Below are 18954 nucleotides of genomic sequence, written 5' to 3'. Positions count from 1 at the left end.
CCGGCCTCGCACAGGTTCTTCCCACGGGCCCGCGCCGCTGAATGCGCCGGTAGACGCGAATGCCATATTCAAGCTTGACTAAGATACTCAAGCTTGAATAGTCTAGCTTGGCGAAGGGCGACACAGGAAGAAGAGACGGAAGATGATCACAGCTCGCGGCCTGGCCCGCACATTTCAGACCAGGACCGGCCCGGTCGAGGCTGTCCGTGGCGTCGACATCGACGTCGCTGACGGTGAGATCGTCGGCCTGCTCGGCCCGAACGGCGCCGGCAAAACCACCACCCTGCGCATGCTGACGACGCTGATCACACCCACCGCGGGCGACGCGACCATCGCCGGACACGACCTCCGGCTGGATCCGCGGGGCGTCCGCTCCGGCATCGGCTACGTCCCGCAGGGTGGATCCACCGGCGACGACGGCGTCGTCATGGACGAACTCATCCTGCAGGCACGCCTGTTCCGGCTCAGCAAGGCCGACGCGAGACGTAGCGCGACCGAGCTGCTCGGCTCGCTCGATCTCAACGGTCTGGATGAGCGCACCTGCAAACAGCTCTCCGGAGGTCAACGCCGCCGGGTCGACATCGCACTCGGCCTGGTGCACCGGCCCGGACTGGTCTTCCTCGACGAGCCCACCACGGGCCTCGACCCGCAGAGCCGGGCCAACCTGTGGGACCACATTCGCGACCTGCGCGCCCGCGGAACCACCATCGTCATCACCACGCATTACCTCGACGAAGCCGACGCACTGTGCGACCGCATCCTGGTGATGGACCACGGCACCGTCGTCGCCGAGGGCACGCCGGACGAGCTCAAGCGCCGCATCTCCGGCGACATCATCACGCTCGACCTCGATCATGCCGACGCCGGCGATGCCGAGACCGTCGTACGCGTGGCCGAGAAGGCGGTAGCCGTGCGGTCCTCGATCGCCGAGCACGGCCGGATCCACCTCACCGTCGAACACGGTGACCAGTCCGTGATCCCGTTGCTGCGCGCCCTGGACGGTGCCGGCGTCACGCCCGGAGCGCTCACCGTCAAACGCCCCAGCCTGGACGACGTCTTCCTCGCCATCACCGGGCGCAGCCTGAGGGACGCCGAGCAGCATCCGGACCCCGCCCGGACAGATCCGGCCCAGACGGAGCCGACCGAAGCCGGTGCGGCCGCCACCTCATCACCGAACCACTGACCACACATCTGGAGCCTGACCATGACATTTCTCCGCGACACGGCGTTGGTCTTCGCCGCACAACTCCGCGACAACCTGCGGAATCCGCTGTGGGTGATCATCGGTCTGATGCAACCCGTGCTCTATCTCGTCCTTTTCGGTCCGCTGTTGGAGAACCTCGGCGACGAGTTCGGCGGCGGCGACGACCCCTGGCTGGTGTTCACCCCAGGGATGCTGACGATGATCGCGCTATTCGGGTCCGCATTCGTCGGGTTCAACATGATCGTGGAGTTGCGTGCGGGCATCATCGAGCGGCAACGGGTCACACCAGCGAGCCGCGGCGCACTGCTGCTCGGCCGTGTCGGCAAGGACATGGTGGTGCTCCTCGTGCAGGCGTCGTTACTCACCGTCGTCGCCGTGCTGGCATTCGGGCTACGACCGGACCCGGCGGGTCTGGTGCTGGCGCTGCTACTCGTCGCGCTGGTGGCCGCGGGCATGTCTTCGGCGTCGTACGCGCTGGCGCTGCGCACCCGGTCGGAGGGCTCGCTCGCGTCCCTGCTGAACACGTTCTCGGTGCCGCTTCTGCTACTCTCCGGGATTCTGCTGCCGATGACGCTTGCACCGCGGTGGCTGGAGACACTGGCGACGGTGAACCCGCTGTCGCACACGGTCGACGCGGCCCGAGCGCTGTTCGCAGGCGACTTCGGCGACTCCGAGGTCGTTGTCGGCAGCGTCGTGAGTATCGCGGTCGCAGTGCTGCTGGCCGTCGTCGGCGCCCGCACGTTCCGCCGCGAGAACGCCTGAGCGGCGCGGGCGGCCGTTCACACGGTATCCGCCCGGTGTGGGCACTACGCTGAGGGGCCGTGGCAGCGCGCAAGTTTCGGGAGATCGCCGACCGTGTCGCGGCTGAGATCGCCGGCCTTCCACCCGGCACCCGCATCGCCGGAGAGAGCGAGATCGGCGAGCGGTTCGGCGTCGGCCGAGCCGCCGCGCGCGCCGCGCTGCTCGAGCTGCAACGACGGATGCTGGTCCGTCGGGTGCAGGGCGTCGGCACGTTCACCGCGCGACGGATCGACTACCTGATCTCGCCGAACCATGCACCGTCATGGAGCCAGACCGTCCGGGAGAGTGGCTCGGTGCCCAGCACCGTGGTGCGCTCCTGTGAGATCACGCCTATGCCGGACGACGTCGCCGGGCTGCTCGGCTACCCGCCCGGTGCACCGTGTCACCTGCTCCGGCGGCGCTCGTTCACCGACGACCTGCCGGCGGCGTGGGGGCTGGAGTGGGTGCCGACCGACGTCGTCGGGGAGCTGGCCGTCGCCGTCCAGCACTTCGGCTCGCTGCACGTCATCCTGCGAGACATGGCCGGCGCCGAGCCACAACGTGCCTGGTCCCGAGCTAGCCTGGAGACTACCGAGGCCGATGTGGCGACGGAGTTGGGATGCGCTCCGGGCGATGCCGCGTGGCTGGTCGAGAGCCTCAACCATGACGCGCGCACGGGACGGCTGCTCTGCCTCACCCGGCGCTGGATGCGCGCCGACGCGGTGCGGCTCATCATCGAGAGCGGGACGACGCCGGCGCCGCCGCTGCGCTCGGCCACCGAGCCGCCGGGTCCTTAAGTCCCTCGCTACTGCACCCAGCTACTGCGCTCGCGCCTCGACCGAGAGCACTCGGCAGGCGCGCAACATGCCCTCGGCAGGTGCGCAACATGCCCTCGGTAGCTGCGCAACATGCCCTCGGTAGCTGCGCAACATGCCTTCGGTAGCTGCGCAACATGCCCTCGGCTGTGCCCGGCCCCCGATGGCCGGTCCGGGCTCGTGCATGGTGCGCTGAGTGCACCCGCATGGTGCGCCGAGTGCAGGCTGATCCCGCGTGGAAATCGCCTTCCAACGAGCATTCACCGCACCATGCCCGACGGTGGGACAGTCAGGAGGTCGGCGCTGAGTCCAGCAGTCCGGCGGCGACGAGCGTCCGCTCCGCGATCACCGGCGCCAATGTCATCCCGCGGCCACCGGGGCCGGTCACCAGGTGCACACCGGGGAGCACCTCACGATGCAGGTAGATGCCCAAGCCGCGATCGGTGCCGGCGGTCGACTCGCCCATCCCGGCGGTGTTGCCCAAGCGATCGTGGTCGGCCGTCCCGGCCGCCGCCGGCGCCAGTTGGCTGTAGACACCCGTCCAGCGTCGTTGGACCGCGGGCAGCGGCCGCCCCAGCAGGTGCTCCACCCGCCGGGTGAGCAGCCGGTACGGCTCCTCCTCCAGATCGAACCCGAACGGCTCCGTGTAGAGGTGGGTGTCGCCGATGGTCAGCCCGCCGTCCAACCGTTGCACCATGAGCAGCTGCATCCCCCAGGCCGCGCCCGCCGGATCGGGCGGCGCGAGCCGCCGCAGGGCCGGCCCCTCGTACGCGGGGTAGTAGCGCAGCGAGTCCGCGTCGGCTACCGACGTCGTCAACGTCTCCCCGAGCGGTGCCGTCTGCATCATGTGCAGGCGGACCCGGCGCAGCGGCGCGTCGGCCAGCCACCGCCCGGCCACACCCGCGTGCCAGGCGCCGGTGCACAGCACGGCCCGGTCGGCGTCCCAGACATCCCCCGTCGCGTCGGTCACCCGGACGCCGCCGGAGTCCTGCACGTCCACCACCTCGCGGCCGGGAAGGAATCGGTAGCGGCCGGTGCCCGCGAGTGAGTCCCGCACCGCTGCCGGCACCAGCCGTGGTTCCACCGCGGCGTCCCGGCTCGCGTACAACCCCGCCAGCGCCAGGCCGCGCAATGCCGGGTTCATCGCTGTCACCTCGTCGCCGTCCAGCAGCCGGAGGCCACGGTCGACGGCGTCGGCACGCGCGCACACCTCGCTGATCACGGCGAGCTCGTCGTCTCGGGTGATCACCGTGATCGAGCCGTTCGCCCGGAATCCGATGGCGGGGATGCGTCCGGCCACGCGTTCCCAGAGCTCACGCGCGCGCACCGCCAGTTCCAGCTCGGCACCGCGGGCGCGCCCGGACACCCAGACCAGGCCGAAGTTCCGCACGCTCGCGCCGCGCGCGCCGGCCTCGCGTTCCAGGTGCACCACATCGTGTCCTGCCTCGACCGCCATCCACGCGTGCATCGAGCCCAGCACGCCGCCGCCGACCACCACAAGTCGTGCCATCCGCGTCGCACACCACCTTTCAGTTCACCGTCATCGCATGCGCCCGAACATCCCCGCGTCGACACCGCCGGGTCGATGCGGCCGCCGGTTCGGGCGCCGGCGCACGTCACGTGGCAGCACAGACGGTTCCGCGCCTTCACTCATCCGGGTGCAGGGCGAACCGGGGCGGCCGGGCGGTGCCGTTCGTCCGCCGGGAGAACAGATCGGGCAGCTCGGAGAGCGGCCGAACGGCACCGATCAGGTCCGACCACGGGTAGATCTCAGCCGTCCGGTGCAGCATCTCGACGGCGCTGACCAGGTGGTGCGGTTCGTAGTTGTGTACGCCGCGCACCGTCAGCCACCGACGGACCGTCCGTTCCGGATCCAGCCCGACCGCAGGCCCAGGGGCGACCGAACCCGCCAGTACCAGCACACCCTCGACGTCGAGCGCACCGAACGCCCGCTCGATCGCCTCGGGCGCACCGGAGAAGTCCAGTGCGACGTCCACCTCCCCATCCGCCGCGACGTCAGGCACGCCACGCCGGTCGCGCTCGGCGGCGCCGGCCCCTATCACCCTGCTCGCGCCGAAGGCGCCGGCCAGTTCCAGCCGCCCGGGGTCCACATCGACGACGGTGATCTCGGCCGCACCCTCCGCCGCGGCCATCGCCGTCGCCGTGATGCCGAGCATGCCCGCACCGCTGATCAGCACCCGCCGCCCGGTGAGCCCGCCCGAACGGTCCACGGTGGCCACGACGGTCGCCGTGGCGCATGCTGCGGGCGCGGCGACCGCATCCGCGAGGACATCCGGCACCCGCACCAGATGTGCACCGCTGGGCAGGTGAACGTGCGTGGCGTAGCAGCCGGACAGCTTCCAGCCGCCGTCGCCGAACGGCTCGTGGCCGATCTTGCGGACCGCTCGGCACTTGGCGCTGCGGCCGGAACGGCACCGGTCGCAGGAGCCGCAGCTGACGATGACGCTCCACACCACCCGGTCACCTACTCGCAGCCGACGCCCGGAGACGTCATGCACACCGCCAGGCCCGGTCGCCACGATCTCGCCGACGGCCTCGTGCCCGAGCACACCCGGGCAGGGTGACCGGCGCCGCCCGGCGACCGTGTGCAGATCGCTCCCGCACACGGTGGCGAGCCGCACCTTCACCAGCGCCTCGCCGGTGGTCAGCGCCGGCAGGGCGACCGCGGTGCGCTCGACGGTGGTGCCACCTGTCCACAGCTGCACGCTGGCCGTACCGGTCGATCGGAGACGCTGGGTCGTGGCCGGCGCGGCCTCTACATCACCTGTGCGCGGATCCACCCGGAGAGCCTTTCGATCAGATAGACGATGACGAAGATGATCGCGATGATCGCGCCGGCGAACTCGAAGTTCAGCGTCCGTACCGCTTCGAAGAGCAGGAATCCCACACCGCCGGCGCCGACGATGCCCAGCACTGTCGAGGTCCGGATATTGACGTCGAGCAGGTAGAGGCTGGAGCCCACCACGCTCGGCACGGTCTGCGGCAGTACGGCGGAGAACAGCTCCTGCCACCAGCCGCCTCCCACGGACCGGACCGCCGCACGCGGACCGGGATCGACCTCCTCAGCAGCGTCGGCGACAAGTTTGCCGAGGAGTCCGATCGAACCGAGACCCAGCGCGCAGGCACCGGCGATCGGTCCGAGGCCGATCGCGGCTACGAACACCACGGCGAGGATCAGTTCGGGAATGGCGCGCACCACCAGGACCACCGAACGCGCCGCCCAGTACACGGCCGGATGCGGGGCCACGTTACGCGCCGCCAGCAGTCCGATCGGGACCGACAGCAGCACACCGATCGCCGTCGCGACCATGCCGATGGCGAGCGTCTCGACGATGGCCGCGCCGAGCCGGTCGCCCACCATGCCGAAGTCCGGCGGCAGCAACCGTCCAGCCACCTCGACCACGTCGCCGAAAGACCAGAGGACGTCGAGCGGGTTGATCCGCAGCGACACCAGCGCGTATCCGGTCGCCAGCGCCACCGCCGCGGCGGCGATGGTGGTGGACAGCCGCTGCACCGTCCACGGCGGGCTCAGCCGTGGCCCGGGTCCTGCCGAGGGCCGCTTCGGCCCGGACGACTCCGGGTTCAGCAGCAGTCGCCGGATCGCGATCGACGCCAGCTCCAGCGCCGCGATGATCACCACGATCACCAGCACGATTCCCAGCGCACGCGGATAGACCAGGCCACGCAACGCATCCTGCAGAGCGAAGCCGATGCCACCGGCGCCGACGAAGCCCAGTACCACGGAGGTCCGCAGATTGATGTCGATCCGGTACACGAAGGTGCCGATCCAGGCCGGCACCACCTGCGGCAGCACCCCGTTGACCAGCTCGCGCACCGGCCCGGCGCCGGTGGCACGCACCGCCTCCCGCGGCCCGGGGTCGCTCTGTTCGATCGCGTCGGCGAACAGCTTGCCGAGCATGCCGACGGAATGCAGGGCGAGCGCCAGCACACCGGGCAGCACACCGATACCCATGGCGCGCACGAACAGCACGGCGAAGACGAGGTCGGGCACGGCCCGGCAGAACGTGATGAGGCCGCGCGCGGCCGCGTGGACCGCCCGGTGCGGCGTGGTGTTGCGGGCCGCGAGGAACGCCAGCGGAGCGGACAGCACAGTCGCGATGACCGTCCCGAGCAGGGCGATCAGCAGCGTCTCCACGGCCAGCGAGGCGATCCGCGGCGGGTCCGGCATCCTCGGCGGCAGCATCCGCTCGGCCAGGCTGACCACGTCGTCGAACCCGTCAACCAGCGCACCCAGACCGAAGTCGATCGAGATCACGGCGATCACGGTCAGCGCCACGGCCGCCAGCCCGACGCCCCAGAGGGTGACCACCGGCCGGGTGAGCGGGGGACGCAGCACGGGGTCGTCCATAGGACCACTGCCGACGCGGCTGTCGCCGCCGGCGTTTCCGGTGCGGGTACGTGTCACGCCACGGCCTCAGACTGCGCCCGGGGCGGCGTCGGCTGCTCCGGCTGTGGCTGCGCAACCCGTTCGTAGACCCGCATCACGTCGTGCCGGCTCATGCCCGCCGCCGGCTGGTCCAGCACTTTCCTCCCCTCCCGCAGCCCGACCAGGCGGTGTGCCCAGCCCAGAGCGAGGTCCACCTGGTGCAGCGAGCAGACCACGGTGAGTCGCTCTTCCAGACACACCTGGAAGAGCAATTCCATGACGACGGCCGCGTTCTCCGGATCCAGCGAGGCGACCGGTTCGTCGGCGAGCAGCAGGGCCGGGCGATGCATCAGCGTGCGGGCGATGGCGACGCGCTGCTGCTGTCCGCCGGAGAGGGTGTCGGCCCGCTGAAAGGCACGGTCAGCCAGGCCGACGCGGTCCAGGTGCTCCAACGCCTCCCGGCGCATCGACTTCGGGTAGCTCAGCACACCGTAACGCGGACCGCGCACCCGGCCGAGCGCTCCGATCAGGACGTTCTCCATGCAACTGAGCCGCCCGACCAGGTTGAACTGCTGGAAGACGAACCCGATCCGGGTGCGCAGCCGCCGCAGCCGCCCCTCCCGCGCCAGGTCCACCCGGCAACCGAGCACGTCCACCTCACCGGAGGACGGCCGGTGCAGGCCGTTCAGACAGCGCAGCAGGGTCGACTTGCCCGAACCGGACAGGCCGAGCAGAACCACCAGCTCGCCGCCGCGGACCTCGAGATCGACGTCGTCCACCGCCGGCGTACCGGCGAACCGCTTGGTCAAGCCACGCACGCCGATCACCGGCCGCGGGTCGCCGGCGGGCACCGTCGCCGTTCCTGCCATGTGCGCTCGCCTCCGTCCTAGCCTTCGCACTTGTCGGATCGGGTGAGCTCGCAGACCTGACGGACGCCGTCGTAGTCCGAGTCCTGTGCCGGCACCACACCCCAGGCGTCCTCGTCGGTGATCAGGCATTCGCCTTCGCAGAGGCCCGCGGCGAGCATGTGGTCGGCGTTGGCCTTCTCCGTGAATAGCTCGGTCAGCCGCTCGACGACGTCGTCGCCGAGGTCGGTGCGGGCGGCGAAGACGGAGCCGGAGATGAGCTCGGACTCCCAGACCTTCTTCAGGTCCCCTTCGGCCAGATCGCCGCTTTCGATCATGGTCTTCTCCACCATCGTGTCGAAGGCGAAGCCGGCCTCGCAGTCCCCGTTCTTGATCGCCAGCGCCGATGCATCATGCCCACCGGCATAGATCGGGGTGAGGCCGGCGCTGACCGCGTCTTCCGTCGCCGAGTCGATCACGCCCGCTTCGATCAGGCCCGCGGCCGGATACAGAAAGCCCGAGGTCGAGCCGGGATCGACGAAGCAGACGTCGCGGCCGGCGAAATCAGCCAGCTCAGCGATCTCGTCGTTGTCCGAGCGGGCCAGCCCGTATGACCGGTATCCGGCGGGTTCCCCTTCCGCCTTGGTCACCGCACCCAACGGTTGGATGTCGGCGTCGTTGTGGGTGGCGATCACGTACGCGAAGGACCCGAAGAAGGCGATGTCGACGTTGCCGGCGATCATCCCTTCGATCACGCCCGCGTAGTCGCTGGCCTGGCTGAACTCCACCGTGGCGCCGGTCTCCTCCTCCAGCAGCGCGATCAGCGGCTCGTAACTGGCGGCGAGGTCCGCGGAGTTCTCCGCCGGTACCGCGCCGAGCACGATGCGCTCGGGGTAGCCCTGGCTGGTGGTGCCGGCGTCGTCGCCGGCGTCTCCACCGCACGCGCCGAGCAGCACCGCCCCCGACGCCAGCGCGACCAAGGCGGTCGAACGGTTCCTCTTCGTGGTCACGGGAATCTCCAAGTCTGTGTCCGTCGGTTGACTCGTGATGGGCCGGTGTGGCTGTCGTCATGGGGCACGGCGACCGCCGTAAGGTCTGCTGTTCAGCCGGACCGGCCCACGACCTGCGGGAGGTCGGCGACGGACGGCACCAGGTGGGTGTGCGGGGCCGCGCCGAGTTCATCGGCATCGTGCGCGCCGGTGAGCACCCCGGCGACGATGGATGCACCGGCCCGGGTGCCGGCCAGCAGGTCGCTGGTCGTGTCACCGACGGCGGCGATCGCCCGCACGTCGTCGATCTCCAGCCGGATCAGGGCGCTGAGCAGCATGTCCGGGAACGGGCGCCCGCGCCCGGCGTCGTCCGGCGACAGCGCCAGGTCGCACAATCCCGCCCAGCCCAGGGCGTCGATCAGGGCATCCCTGGTGGACGGGGAGAACCCGGTGGTGAAGACCGTCTTCACACCCGCGGAACGCAACCGCGCGATCGCCGTCTCGGCGCCGGGGACTGCGACGACGCGGTCCAAACCGGCGACGTAGGCACGCTCGAACGCCTTGTTGGCCGCGCCGGCGCGCCGCTCGTCGCCGCCGGCGATCGCACGGAAGACCTCGATCTTCGACTGTCCCATGGTGCGACGGGCGTAGTCGCGCGCCGCGGCCAGTTCCGACGAGTCCGGCTCCAGACCCATGGCCGCCAGCGCCTCGTCGAACGCGGCCAGTACCGCGCCGTCGTCGCGGACCGTCGTGCCGGCCATGTCCAGACAGACAAGCTCGATCTGCACGGTTCCTCCGATGCCTCGCTCGCGTCGCCCGGCCCCGGATGCCCCCGAGGCCTGGTCGATCAGCTGACGGTGACCATGGTTCGACAACAGACCGAACTGGTCGTGCGTATCGCGTGCCGGTTCGGTGAACAACCGGTTCAACCCGCTACCTGTTGTTCGGACGACTGCGAAGCTGGACGGATGCGAGCGATGGGACTCGAGAGCCGGCACGCCGCCCACGCGCCCGGCCGGTTCGTGCTCGGCCACGTCCGCGCGGTCGTCGGCGGGCGCATCGTCGACGACGCACGCCTCGTCGTCCGCGACGGCGTGATCGAGGAGGTCGGGCCGCACCCGGCCGGCCGCGGAGCCGACGTTGACGGCGCCGGCCTGCTCTGCCTGCCGGGCCTGGTGGACGTGCACAACGACCGGTTGGTGCGGGCGTGCCGTCCGCGGCCCGGCGCGTCGGTCCCGGCGGACCTGGCGTTCCAGGCGGTGGAGGCGGAGTTGCTCGGCGCCGGGATCACCACGGCGTACCACGGGGTGGCGTTCCAGGCACGCTCGGCGGTGGGGATCCCGATCGAGTCGCCGACGGCGGGCGCTGTCTACGAGACGATCCAGGCGGCGACCACGGGCGGAGCGGGCCACGGCGCGCCACCCCGGATGGACCACCGCATCCTGCATCGACTCGACATACGTTGCCCGTCCGGCGTGGCCGAGCTCGCCGGACGGCTCGACCCGGCGCGGGAAGCCTGGCCGCCGCCGCTGATCTCACATGAGGATCACACGCCCGGCCAAGGCCAGTACGCGGATCCGGGGACCATGCGGCGCTGGCTCGTCGAGGCGGAGGAGATGAGCGCCGAGCAGGCCGCGTCGCACGTCGAACGGCTGCGCGTCGAACGGGACACGCAGCTGCACACCCGCGACGCCGCGCTGGACTGGCTGGGCGGCCTCGCCGGCCGGGGCCGGATACGCCTGGCCGGTCATGACCCGGCGACGGAAGACGAGGTCGACGCACTCGTTCGCAGACATGGCTCGGTGGCGGAGTTCCCGACGACGCCGGAAGCGGCCGAACGGGCCCGGGAGCTCGGCCTGCACGTGGTGGCCGGGGCACCGAACGTGGTGCTGGGCCGATCGCACTCGGGGAACGTCTCCGCCGCACGTCTGGTGGAGGCGGGATGGGTGACGGCGTTGACGTCGGATTACCTGCCGTCGGCGCTGCTGGCGGCCGGAACCGAACTGGTCCGGAACGGCCTCGCGACATTGCCCGCCGCAGTGGCCCTGCTTACGGCTGGGCCCGCGGACGCGGCGGGATTGAACGACCGCGGTCGGCTGGCGCCGGGGTTACGTGCGGACGTCGTCCTCGCCGACGTCTCCGGCCGCTGGCCCGTGGTGCGTTGCGCCCTACCCGCCGCTATACCGTAGCGTCCGACCCGGGCGACGCCGAAGGCGTTCGACCAGGTGAGGCGTTACGCCGGGGCGGGCTGGTGGCGCAGCACACTCACCGCGAAGTCGGCGTCGTCGTGCCACGCCTTCAGATCCCAGGTGGCGAACCGATGCTCGACCCGCAGGCCGGCGTCGGTCACGTACGTGTCGAAGTCGGCGAGGGCGAGCTCCCGGTTGACGTGGAAGCCGACGATGACGAAGCCGTCCGGCCGCACGCATCGGCCCACCCGTTGCAGGACCTCGGTCTCCGTTCCGGGCGCGACGAACACCATCACGTTTCCGGCGAGCACCGCCGCGTCGAACGGTTCATCCTGCCCGACCGTCGCGAGGTCGATCTCCGCCAGGTCGACTACCTGCCAGTCGGGACCCGGGTGGTCCGCCTTCGCCGCCTCGATCAGCACCGGATCGGCGTCGACCCCGACGACGGCGTGGCCGCGCGCGTGCAGCTCGGCACCGACGCGGCCGGTGCCGCAGCCGCCGTCCAGCACCCGCGCCCGGCGGGGCACCATCGCATCGACCAGCCGGGCCTCACCGGCCAAGTCCTCGCCCTCAGCGGCCATCCGCCGGAACCGGTCGACGTACCACTCGGAATGCCCGTCCTTGGTATCGGTCACCCAGCGCGTCGGCTTCGCCATGAGCCTCACCCTATGCCCGAGCGGTCCGGGCACCGGTGGCAGGATGGCGGTACGCGCCGGGCACCGGCACCCGATCGGCATGCCCGGCGTCCCACGGCACACCCGCATACCGAACGACAGCACAGTGCCCGGTCGCGGCGCTGAGGGAGGCACCTGAGATGGCGCACACCGTCGAGTTCGAACCCACCTTCTTCGTCCGCGCGACGTACGTCGAGGACGCGGCGACCAAGCGCGAGCCGTACCGGGCCGAACACCTGGACAACGTGGCGCGGATGCTGTCGGACGGCCGGCTCATCGTCGCCGGTGCGCTCGCCGACATGAGCGCCTCCGTCCTCGTCGTCCGGGCCGCCGACGCGGACGCCGCCACCGCGATGATGGAACAGGACGTCTACTGGCGCACTGGCGTGTGGACGAACATCGAGGTCAGCGCGTACAACGCCGCAACCGAAGCGAGCGTGCGGGATGGCCTGGCATGAGGTAAGCGCGCTGGCCCGGTGTCGGCAGTACACTGAACGGCCGGCGTTGACGTTACGGGACCGGCTTCACCCAGCGAGCCCAATCGTCCTGCAGTCGATATCCCATCGCCTCCCAGACAGCCGTCCCGGTGGCATTGCTGGTCAGCACCATCGCATCGAACCGGATCGCTCCGAGTGCGCGAAGCCGTTCCTCCGCGTGCTCCATCAGTAGCCGCGCGATGCCTCGTCCACGGAGGCCAGGAGCGACCGCCAACCGGTACAGATGCGCTCGCCAGCCGTCCCATCCCGCGATCACGGTCCCCACAATGCGCCCGCCCGAATCCGCGACGATGAGTGCCTCCGGATCACGGGACAGCAACGCCTCAACGAGGGCGGCACCATCAGGTGGCCGATCTCGGTTCTCGCCGGCCTCTGCCCAGAAATCCAGGATCTCGGGGATATCGCCACGGTGCGCCACGCGGATCCTGAGATCGGAAATACCAGAGATGTGCCGATGACCGGGCGTGGTTGTCACTGATCCCACCTGCTAGCGGTTCGGTGCCGGGACTCGACCATATCAGCGCGTGTAGGTCCGCATGGGCGGAGCCCGCGACCGCGCGGACCGGCCCCAGACGCCAAGCACGTCACGTGCCCGCTCCTCCAACGAATCCGTGGCCAAGCAGCCCGACGTCCGGATCGCAGTCGAAAAGCACTGGCGCATCCACCCGTCTCATAGCACCATTCCGAGCATGATCGACGATCTCTGGCCGACATTCCGACTCGCCATCACCACTGCACGTCTGCAGTTGCGACTGCCACGCGAAGAGGAGATCGCGCAGCTGGCAGAGCTGGCCGGTCGTGGCATCCACCGTCCGTCGGAGCGCCCATTCCTCACGCCGTGGACCGATGGTTCCGCGGCCGAGCGAGCACAGATCGTGTTGCAGAGTTACTGGAGCGAACTGGCCGAGTGGACGGTCGATGACTGGAGCCTCGGGTTGGGGATGTTCATGCCCACGGGTGAGCCTGTCGGCATGGTGACGCTGCGCGCGAAGGACTTCCCAGTGGTGCGGGAGGTGACCACAACGTCGTGGCTGGGGCTCCCGCACCACGGACACGGACTCGGCACCGAGGCTCGCACTGGCGTTCTCACCCTGGCGTTCGATCACGGCGCGGAGGCGGCGCGAAGCGAGGTCTTTCAGGACAACCACGCCTCGCAGGCCGTATCCCGGAAGCTGGGTTACGAGTTCGACGGGATCTCGCGTGATGCCAGAGGAACCGAGGTGCTGACGTCCGATCGCCTACGCCTGCGCCGGTCACGCTGGGCCGACGTGTCGTCCGCCGGCATCGTGGTCACGGGCGTCGACGCGTGCCTCCACATGTTCGCGCGGTGACCGGCGATTCCCATATCCGGGCGATGGGACGTGCGGACGCCTGCCCGCGCCGCCTACGCGGAGGCGAGCACTGCCAGATCCTCGTCGGACAGGGCAAGGTCCTGGGCGGCAACATTCGCCGCGAGATGCTCCACGGACGTCGTTCCGGGGATCGGCACGATGTTCGGGGACCGGTGCAGGAGCCAGGACAGCGCCACCTGCCGCGCGGTCGCGCCGTGTCTGGCGGCGACCTGCCGCAGCTGCGTCATCTTGGAGTCGTCGAAGGAGAGGGGAAGAACGGCACAAACGCGATCCCGAGGTCGGCGGTGCGGTCGAGGACGGGCTCGTGGTCGCGGGCGGCGATGTTGTAAAGGTTCTGGACCGCGGCGATCGGCGCGACCTCCAGAGCCGAGTCCAGCTGGTCCGTGCTCACCTCGGACAGCCCGATCTGCCGGACCTTGCCCTGCTCGACCGCGGCCGAGAGAGCACCGACCTGGTCCGCGATCGGGTAGCCCTCGTCGATGCGGTGCAGGTACAGCAGGTCGATGGCCTCTCGACCGAGTCGGCGCAGGCTCAGCTCGATCTGCTGGCGCAGGTAGTCGGGGTGGCCTAGCGGCACCCAACTCTCGGGGCCAGGCCGGAGGATGCCGACCTTGGTGGCGACGACGACGTCGGACGCGCCGGCCAGCGCCTCGGCCACGAACTCCTCGCCTGAGCCCAGGCCGTAGGCGTCGGCGGTGTCGAAGAGGTTCACGCCCAGGTCGAGGGCGGCGTGCATGACCCGGATCAGCGCGTCGCGATCCGTGGGCGGTGCCCAGACGGGAGCGGTCGCCCCGCGACGGGCATCCGGGTGGTCGGCGAAGCGCATGGTGCCGAAGCCGATACGGTGAACGGGAAGATCACCGCCGATGAGGAAGTTCGTATCAATCATGGAACCGATGCTGGATGCTCACATGCATGAGAGGGGCAAGGCGGAGTGATGGACGACACATTGCGGGTGGGCGACATGGCGGCCGCGACGGGTGTCAGCCCGCGGCTGCTGCGGTACTACGAAGAGCAGGGCCTGCTGGCCCCGGAGCGCTCCGCCGCCGGCCAGCGCCTGTACGCGGCCGACGATGTCGAGCGCGTGGCGCGAATCCGACGACTGCTCGACGCCGGTCTCTCCACGACCGTGATCGCGCAGATCCTGGCCTGCGTCTGCGGAGGGACCGGCGACGTCGAGCCCTGCCTCGACCCGATGCTGCAGGAGGAGCTGGCCCGCATCGACGCCAAGCTCGCGCAGCTCGCGGAGCACCGAGGGCGTCTCGAAGCCATCATCGAGCGCGAGGAGGGCACGCGCTCGTCGGGGGGGACGCGCCGCGACCCCGCTCTACTCCTCGCGTCCAAGCGCTGATCGCGGCAGGGACGACGACAGCGGAGAGCACCACACCCGAACCCTCCGAGGACGCAGCGTGGTCGAGGCCTGCCGGCTTTGGTTGTCGGCCGGTCCGACAGCGGTCTTCCTACGGCAGCGGGATCTCATGACTGGGTCCGCGCGAAGGTACAGCAGTGAGGCCACCTGCGAGATGCGGCGACGTCATCGTCCGATCCGCGCCGTGATCATCTCCGCGATCTCACCCGCGGAGCGAGTTGATGTGTCGAACGCGAGTACGTCGTCCGACCAGACCGCGTACTCCACGCGACGTCGCTGCACGTCTGTCCACGTCGGCTCGCCAACATGAACAAGACCTCGATCCCTGCCCACAAGTCTGCGCTCATGCTCTCGAGCATCAGAGATCATGAGGTAGACGAAAGCGAGGACCGCACCGGTCGCTGAGGTCGCAGTGCGCCAGGTCTGTCTCGCATCCTCACTGTCGTTGACAGCATCGACCACGACATCGCGGCCGAGCCGCAGGTTCATCTCGGCCATGGCGCGCGTCGCCTCATACGCAGCGACCCCGACCTCCCAACCGGGTGGCAGGCCGCTGCCGAGAATCGACTCCTCGACCGCGTCGATGGACAGATGAGTCGCTCCTGTGCGAGCGGCCAGGATCGCGGCCACGCTGGTCTTCCCAACGCCGGGCAGGCCCGAGACCACAGTCAGGTGACCGGTCACGTGGCCTCCAGCGGCGTGATCGACGAGTTCGCCATCGTCCGCACCTCCATCTCACAGACGACATAGATACGCCGCTGCGCGTTCACGCGGATGCTGCGCTGCCCACGACGATCGCCGACCAACGCTAGACGTTGAATCGGAACTCCACGACGTCGCCATCCCGCATCACGTAGTCCTTGCCTTCCATGCGCACCAGGCCTTTGGCCTTGGCCTCGACCATGCCGCCCACGCTGACGAGGTCATCGAACGAGACGATCTCGGCCTTGATGAAGCCCCGCTGGAAGTCGGTGTGAATCACGCCGGCGGCCTCCGGCGCGGTGGCGCCCTTGCGGATGGTCCAGGCCCGCGCTTCCTTCGGTCCGGCGGTGAGATAGGTCTGCAGGCCAAGCGTGTCGAAGCCGACGCGGGCGAGCATGTCCAGGCCGGACTCCTCCTGGCCGATCGACTGCAGCAGCTCGAGCGCCTCCGCGTCGTCCAGCTCGACCAGCTCGGACTCGATCTTGGCGTCGAGGAAGATCGCCTCGGCAGGAGCGACCAGGTCCTGCAACCGGGCACGGAGCTCGGTGTTTCCCAGTTCCTCGTCGTCCATGTTGAACACGTATAGGAACGGCTTGGCGGTCAGCAGGTGGAGCTCGCGCAACGGCTCCTGATCGAGGCCGGCGGTGAAGACGGTCTGCCCGCGTTCCAGCACCGCCTGCGCTTCGCGGGCCGCGTCGACGTTGACCTGCTTGTCTTTGGAGCCCTTGACCTCGCGCTCCAGCCGCGGCAGCGCCTTCTCGATCGTCTGCAGGTCCGCCAGAATGAGTTCGGTATTGATCGTCTCGATGTCATCCTTCGGATCGATCCGTCCCTCGACGTGGACGACGTCGGGATCGTTGAAGACCCGGATCACCTGACAGATGGCGTCCGCCTCGCGGATGTTCGCCAGAAACTGGTTACCCAGGCCCTGCCCCTCCGACGCTCCCTTGACGATGCCCGCGATGTCGACGAAGTCGACCGTGGCCGGTATCTGACGAGCGGAGCCGAAGATCTGCGCCAGCGTGGCGATGCGGGGGTCTGGGACCCCGACCACGCCCACATTCGGCTCGATGGTGGCGAACGGGTAGTTCGCCGCCAAGATATCGTTCTTGGTCAGCGCGTTGAAGAGTGTGGACTTGCCGACGTTCGGCAGCCCGACGATTCCGATAGTGAGGCTCACGAGGGTCTAGGGTACGCAACTTTGTCGGGGGCATGCGGCAGAGTACAAAGCATGGACGGAGCCGGCATCCTCGTAACCTTGTTCGCCTTCGCCGTGGGCGGTGTCCTAGGCCTGCTCGTCTCTCGTGTGCGGGCGGCGGCACGCATGGCGACGTTGACCGCTGCGCGCGACTCCGCCCGTGCGGAGCGGGACGCCGTACGAGGTGAGCGCGACGAGCTTGCTCAACGACACGAGCAGTGCACGTTTGAACTTCGCGACGCCGGCGCCGAGATGGCCCGACTGGAGACGCAGCTGGCTCACGCACGTTCCGACGCGGAGGAGAAGCTCAACCTGCTCCGCCAGGAGCAGCAACAGCTGGGCCAGCAGTTCGAGCGGCTGTCTGCGGCCGCCCTACGACAGAACCGTGATGAGTTCCTCCAGCTTGCCGCGGAGCGCTTCAAGGGATCCGAAGACCGTGCGAAGAGCGAGCTGGATCAACGGCGCACCGCCGTCGAAGCACTGGTCAAGCCTCTGAACGAGCAACTGGAGAAGGTGACGGCACACGCGCAACGGCTGGAGAAGGAACGTGCTGAGGCGTACGCGGCGTTGCGGACCCAGGTGGAGAGCATGGGCCAGGATGCCGAGAAGCTCCGGCAGGAGACTCAGCAGCTGGTCACGGCGCTACGTGCGCCACAGGTCCGGGGCCGGTGGGGTGAGATCCAGCTTCGCCGGGTGGTAGAGGTGGCCGGAATGCTGGAGCACGTCGACTTCACCGAGCAGGCCATGGCGGAGACCGCCGACGGTCGCCTCAGGCCCGACCTGGTGGTCAGTCTTGCCGGCGGCAAGCACGTCGTCGTCGACGCGAAGGTCTCCTTCAACGGTTTCCTCGAGGCTCAAGAGGCCCGGGACGACGCCACGCGCAACGCCCGGCTGGCGGCTCACGCCCGACACGTGAAGAGCCATATCGATGCCCTGGCGGCCAAGCAATACTGGGAGCAGTTCACTCCCGCGCCAGAGTTCGTGGTGATGTTCGTCCCGTCCGAGGTCTTTCTGCACGCTGCGGTCGAGCAAACACCGACCCTGTACGAGTACGCCTTCGAACGGAACGTCGTGCTCGCCACCCCGGCGACGCTGGTCGCCCTTCTCCGCACCGTAGCTTACACGTGGCGACAGGAGTCGCTGGCGCAGAATGCGCAACATGTGCTCGATCTGGGCCGCGAGCTTCACGCGAGGTTGTCGACCATGGGTAGTCACATGGGCAAACTCGGCCGGCAACTCGACAACGCGGTCAGCGCCTACAACAGCACCGTGAGCTCCCTGGAGAGCCGCGTACTCGTCACCGCGCGGAAGATGGCTGAGCTCAAGGTCGTCGACGACGAGCTTGAGAACGCCGGTCAAGTCGAGCGCACGGCGCGTCAGCTTCAAGCGCCGGAGCTGATCGCCTCTTCTGACCAGTCCCTGATGGCACTGGAGAGGATCGATCATCGGTACGGCTTGGACATCGACGACTCGCACAATGAGCAACACGCGCACCCCAAGGACGGTACCGCCGGCTGATCGCCGAGGATGCGTTACGGGCGACCTCGGGAAGGCCCCCCGGAAGTCTCCGGCGATGCGCTAAGGGCGACCTAGGGACGGTTCCCCCGCACATCTCCGGGGATGCGTTACAGGCAACTTCGTGAGGGGCTCACCCGCGCCCCAGAACGCTGCTCACCCTCACATTGACGCCCCACCGGCGCCGCATCTGACCAGGCAACGCAGACGACAGGGTGCCGAACACGAAAGAAGCCCTGGTTGTGTGAAGCTCGTCGTTAACAAGCTTCACACAACCAGGGCTTCCTGACGTGTGTGTCCGGTGGTGTCCTACTCTCCCACCTCCGCTAGAAGGCAGTACCATCGGCGCTGAAGGGCTTAGCTTCCGGGTTCGGTATGGGACCGGGCGTTTCCCGCTTCGCTATGACCACCGGACGT

General features: G+C 69.2%; 20 protein-coding genes and 1 rRNA gene. 8 read left to right on the top strand and 13 right to left on the bottom strand.

Annotated elements, in window-relative coordinates; genetic code table 11:
* The first annotated feature begins 142 nt into the window (after window positions 1-142).
* Genes G1H10_RS10010 through G1H10_RS32900 form a run of 3 tightly spaced genes read left to right on the top strand, consistent with a single transcriptional unit; the run spans window position 143 to window position 2781 of the window.
* Window positions 143-1183 carry an ATP-binding cassette domain-containing protein gene (locus G1H10_RS10010; protein ID WP_163736381.1) on the top strand — a complete coding sequence of 347 codons (1041 nt, stop codon included), beginning with the start codon at window positions 143-145 and terminating at the stop codon, window positions 1181-1183.
* A 21-nt stretch (window positions 1184-1204) separates the two neighbouring features.
* Window positions 1205-1966 (top strand): ABC transporter permease, encoded by a 762-nt coding sequence (locus G1H10_RS10005; RefSeq protein ID WP_163736378.1) that lies wholly within the window; start codon window positions 1205-1207, stop codon window positions 1964-1966.
* Window positions 1967-2025: 59 nt separating this feature from the next.
* The gene (locus G1H10_RS32900) at window positions 2026-2781 is read left to right on the top strand and encodes a GntR family transcriptional regulator (RefSeq protein WP_163736375.1); all 756 of its coding nucleotides are present in this window, start codon (window positions 2026-2028) and stop codon (window positions 2779-2781) included.
* Between the two features lie 307 nt (window positions 2782-3088).
* Here the strand turns inward: G1H10_RS32900 and G1H10_RS09995 are convergent, their stop codons facing one another.
* The 6 genes from G1H10_RS09995 to G1H10_RS09970 form a co-directional block, all read right to left on the bottom strand.
* Window positions 3089-4309: an FAD-dependent oxidoreductase gene (locus G1H10_RS09995; protein ID WP_163736372.1), complete on the bottom strand. Its 1221-nt coding sequence runs from the start codon at window positions 4307-4309 to the stop codon at window positions 3089-3091.
* A gap of 136 nt (window positions 4310-4445) precedes the next feature.
* Window positions 4446-5525 (bottom strand): alcohol dehydrogenase catalytic domain-containing protein, encoded by a 1080-nt coding sequence (locus tag G1H10_RS09990; RefSeq protein ID WP_163737040.1) that lies wholly within the window; start codon window positions 5523-5525, stop codon window positions 4446-4448.
* Window positions 5526-5575: 50 nt separating this feature from the next.
* Window positions 5576-7189, bottom strand: a complete 1614-nt coding sequence (gene phnE, locus G1H10_RS09985) for a phosphonate ABC transporter, permease protein PhnE (RefSeq protein ID WP_163737037.1) — start codon at window positions 7187-7189, stop codon at window positions 5576-5578.
* A 53-nt stretch (window positions 7190-7242) separates the two neighbouring features.
* Entirely contained in the window at window positions 7243-8076 is an 834-nt protein-coding gene (gene phnC / locus G1H10_RS09980; RefSeq protein ID WP_163736369.1) for a phosphonate ABC transporter ATP-binding protein, read from the bottom strand.
* A gap of 17 nt (window positions 8077-8093) precedes the next feature.
* Window positions 8094-9062 carry a phosphate/phosphite/phosphonate ABC transporter substrate-binding protein gene (locus G1H10_RS09975; protein ID WP_163736366.1) on the bottom strand — a complete coding sequence of 323 codons (969 nt, stop codon included), beginning with the start codon at window positions 9060-9062 and terminating at the stop codon, window positions 8094-8096.
* A gap of 92 nt (window positions 9063-9154) precedes the next feature.
* Complete coding sequence (locus G1H10_RS09970; protein ID WP_163737034.1) at window positions 9155-9829, bottom strand: phosphonatase-like hydrolase; 675 nt, start codon at window positions 9827-9829, stop codon at window positions 9155-9157.
* A gap of 189 nt (window positions 9830-10018) precedes the next feature.
* Between G1H10_RS09970 and G1H10_RS09965 the strand changes: the two genes are divergently transcribed.
* Window positions 10019-11230 carry an alpha-D-ribose 1-methylphosphonate 5-triphosphate diphosphatase gene (locus G1H10_RS09965; RefSeq protein ID WP_163736363.1) on the top strand — a complete coding sequence of 404 codons (1212 nt, stop codon included), beginning with the start codon at window positions 10019-10021 and terminating at the stop codon, window positions 11228-11230.
* 44 nt (window positions 11231-11274) lie between these two features.
* On the opposite strand, the gene G1H10_RS09960 is transcribed toward G1H10_RS09965, so the two are convergent.
* Entirely contained in the window at window positions 11275-11886 is a 612-nt protein-coding gene (locus G1H10_RS09960; RefSeq protein ID WP_163736360.1) for a class I SAM-dependent methyltransferase, read from the bottom strand.
* Window positions 11887-12044: 158 nt separating this feature from the next.
* On the opposite strand from G1H10_RS09960, the gene G1H10_RS09955 reads away from it, so the two are divergent.
* A complete protein-coding gene (locus tag G1H10_RS09955) occupies window positions 12045-12362 on the top strand; it encodes a YciI family protein (RefSeq protein ID WP_163736357.1) in 318 nt (105 codons plus the stop codon).
* Window positions 12363-12414: 52 nt separating this feature from the next.
* Here the strand turns inward: G1H10_RS09955 and G1H10_RS09950 are convergent, their stop codons facing one another.
* Window positions 12415-12876 (bottom strand): GNAT family N-acetyltransferase, encoded by a 462-nt coding sequence (locus G1H10_RS09950; RefSeq protein WP_312856561.1) that lies wholly within the window; start codon window positions 12874-12876, stop codon window positions 12415-12417.
* 214 nt (window positions 12877-13090) lie between these two features.
* Between G1H10_RS09950 and G1H10_RS09945 the strand changes: the two genes are divergently transcribed.
* A complete protein-coding gene (locus tag G1H10_RS09945; protein ID WP_163736354.1) occupies window positions 13091-13732 on the top strand; it encodes a GNAT family N-acetyltransferase in 642 nt (213 codons plus the stop codon).
* A 53-nt stretch (window positions 13733-13785) separates the two neighbouring features.
* Here the strand turns inward: G1H10_RS09945 and G1H10_RS35270 are convergent, their stop codons facing one another.
* Entirely contained in the window at window positions 13786-13980 is a 195-nt protein-coding gene (locus G1H10_RS35270; RefSeq protein WP_216853098.1) for an aldo/keto reductase, read from the bottom strand.
* Window positions 13977-14642, bottom strand: a complete 666-nt coding sequence (locus G1H10_RS09940) for an aldo/keto reductase (RefSeq protein WP_216853097.1) — start codon at window positions 14640-14642, stop codon at window positions 13977-13979. Before G1H10_RS09940 ends, G1H10_RS35270 begins: the two co-directional genes overlap by 4 nt.
* A gap of 48 nt (window positions 14643-14690) precedes the next feature.
* Between G1H10_RS09940 and G1H10_RS09935 the strand changes: the two genes are divergently transcribed.
* Window positions 14691-15104 (top strand): MerR family transcriptional regulator, encoded by a 414-nt coding sequence (locus G1H10_RS09935; protein WP_216853096.1) that lies wholly within the window; start codon window positions 14691-14693, stop codon window positions 15102-15104.
* 183 nt (window positions 15105-15287) lie between these two features.
* On the opposite strand, the gene G1H10_RS09930 is transcribed toward G1H10_RS09935, so the two are convergent.
* Window positions 15288-15806, bottom strand: a complete 519-nt coding sequence (locus G1H10_RS09930; RefSeq protein WP_163736351.1) for a P-loop nucleotide/nucleoside kinase family protein — start codon at window positions 15804-15806, stop codon at window positions 15288-15290.
* Window positions 15807-15930: 124 nt separating this feature from the next.
* A complete protein-coding gene (gene ychF / locus G1H10_RS09925; RefSeq protein WP_163736348.1) occupies window positions 15931-17004 on the bottom strand; it encodes a redox-regulated ATPase YchF in 1074 nt (357 codons plus the stop codon).
* A gap of 51 nt (window positions 17005-17055) precedes the next feature.
* Here ychF and G1H10_RS09920 point away from each other — a divergent pair, with 51 nt between their 5' ends.
* Window positions 17056-18540, top strand: a complete 1485-nt coding sequence (locus tag G1H10_RS09920) for a DNA recombination protein RmuC (RefSeq protein ID WP_216853095.1) — start codon at window positions 17056-17058, stop codon at window positions 18538-18540.
* Between the two features lie 293 nt (window positions 18541-18833).
* Here G1H10_RS09920 and rrf read toward each other — a convergent pair.
* Window positions 18834-18951 (bottom strand): 5S ribosomal RNA (rrf, locus tag G1H10_RS09915).
* Window positions 18952-18954 lie beyond the last annotated feature (3 nt).

Source organism: Phytoactinopolyspora halotolerans (genome assembly GCF_010550675.1).
Taxonomy (GTDB): domain Bacteria; phylum Actinomycetota; class Actinomycetes; order Jiangellales; family Jiangellaceae; genus Phytoactinopolyspora; species Phytoactinopolyspora halotolerans.
The sequence above is the reverse complement of the archived record's forward strand: the minus strand, read 5'-3'. Positions and strand labels throughout refer to the sequence as shown.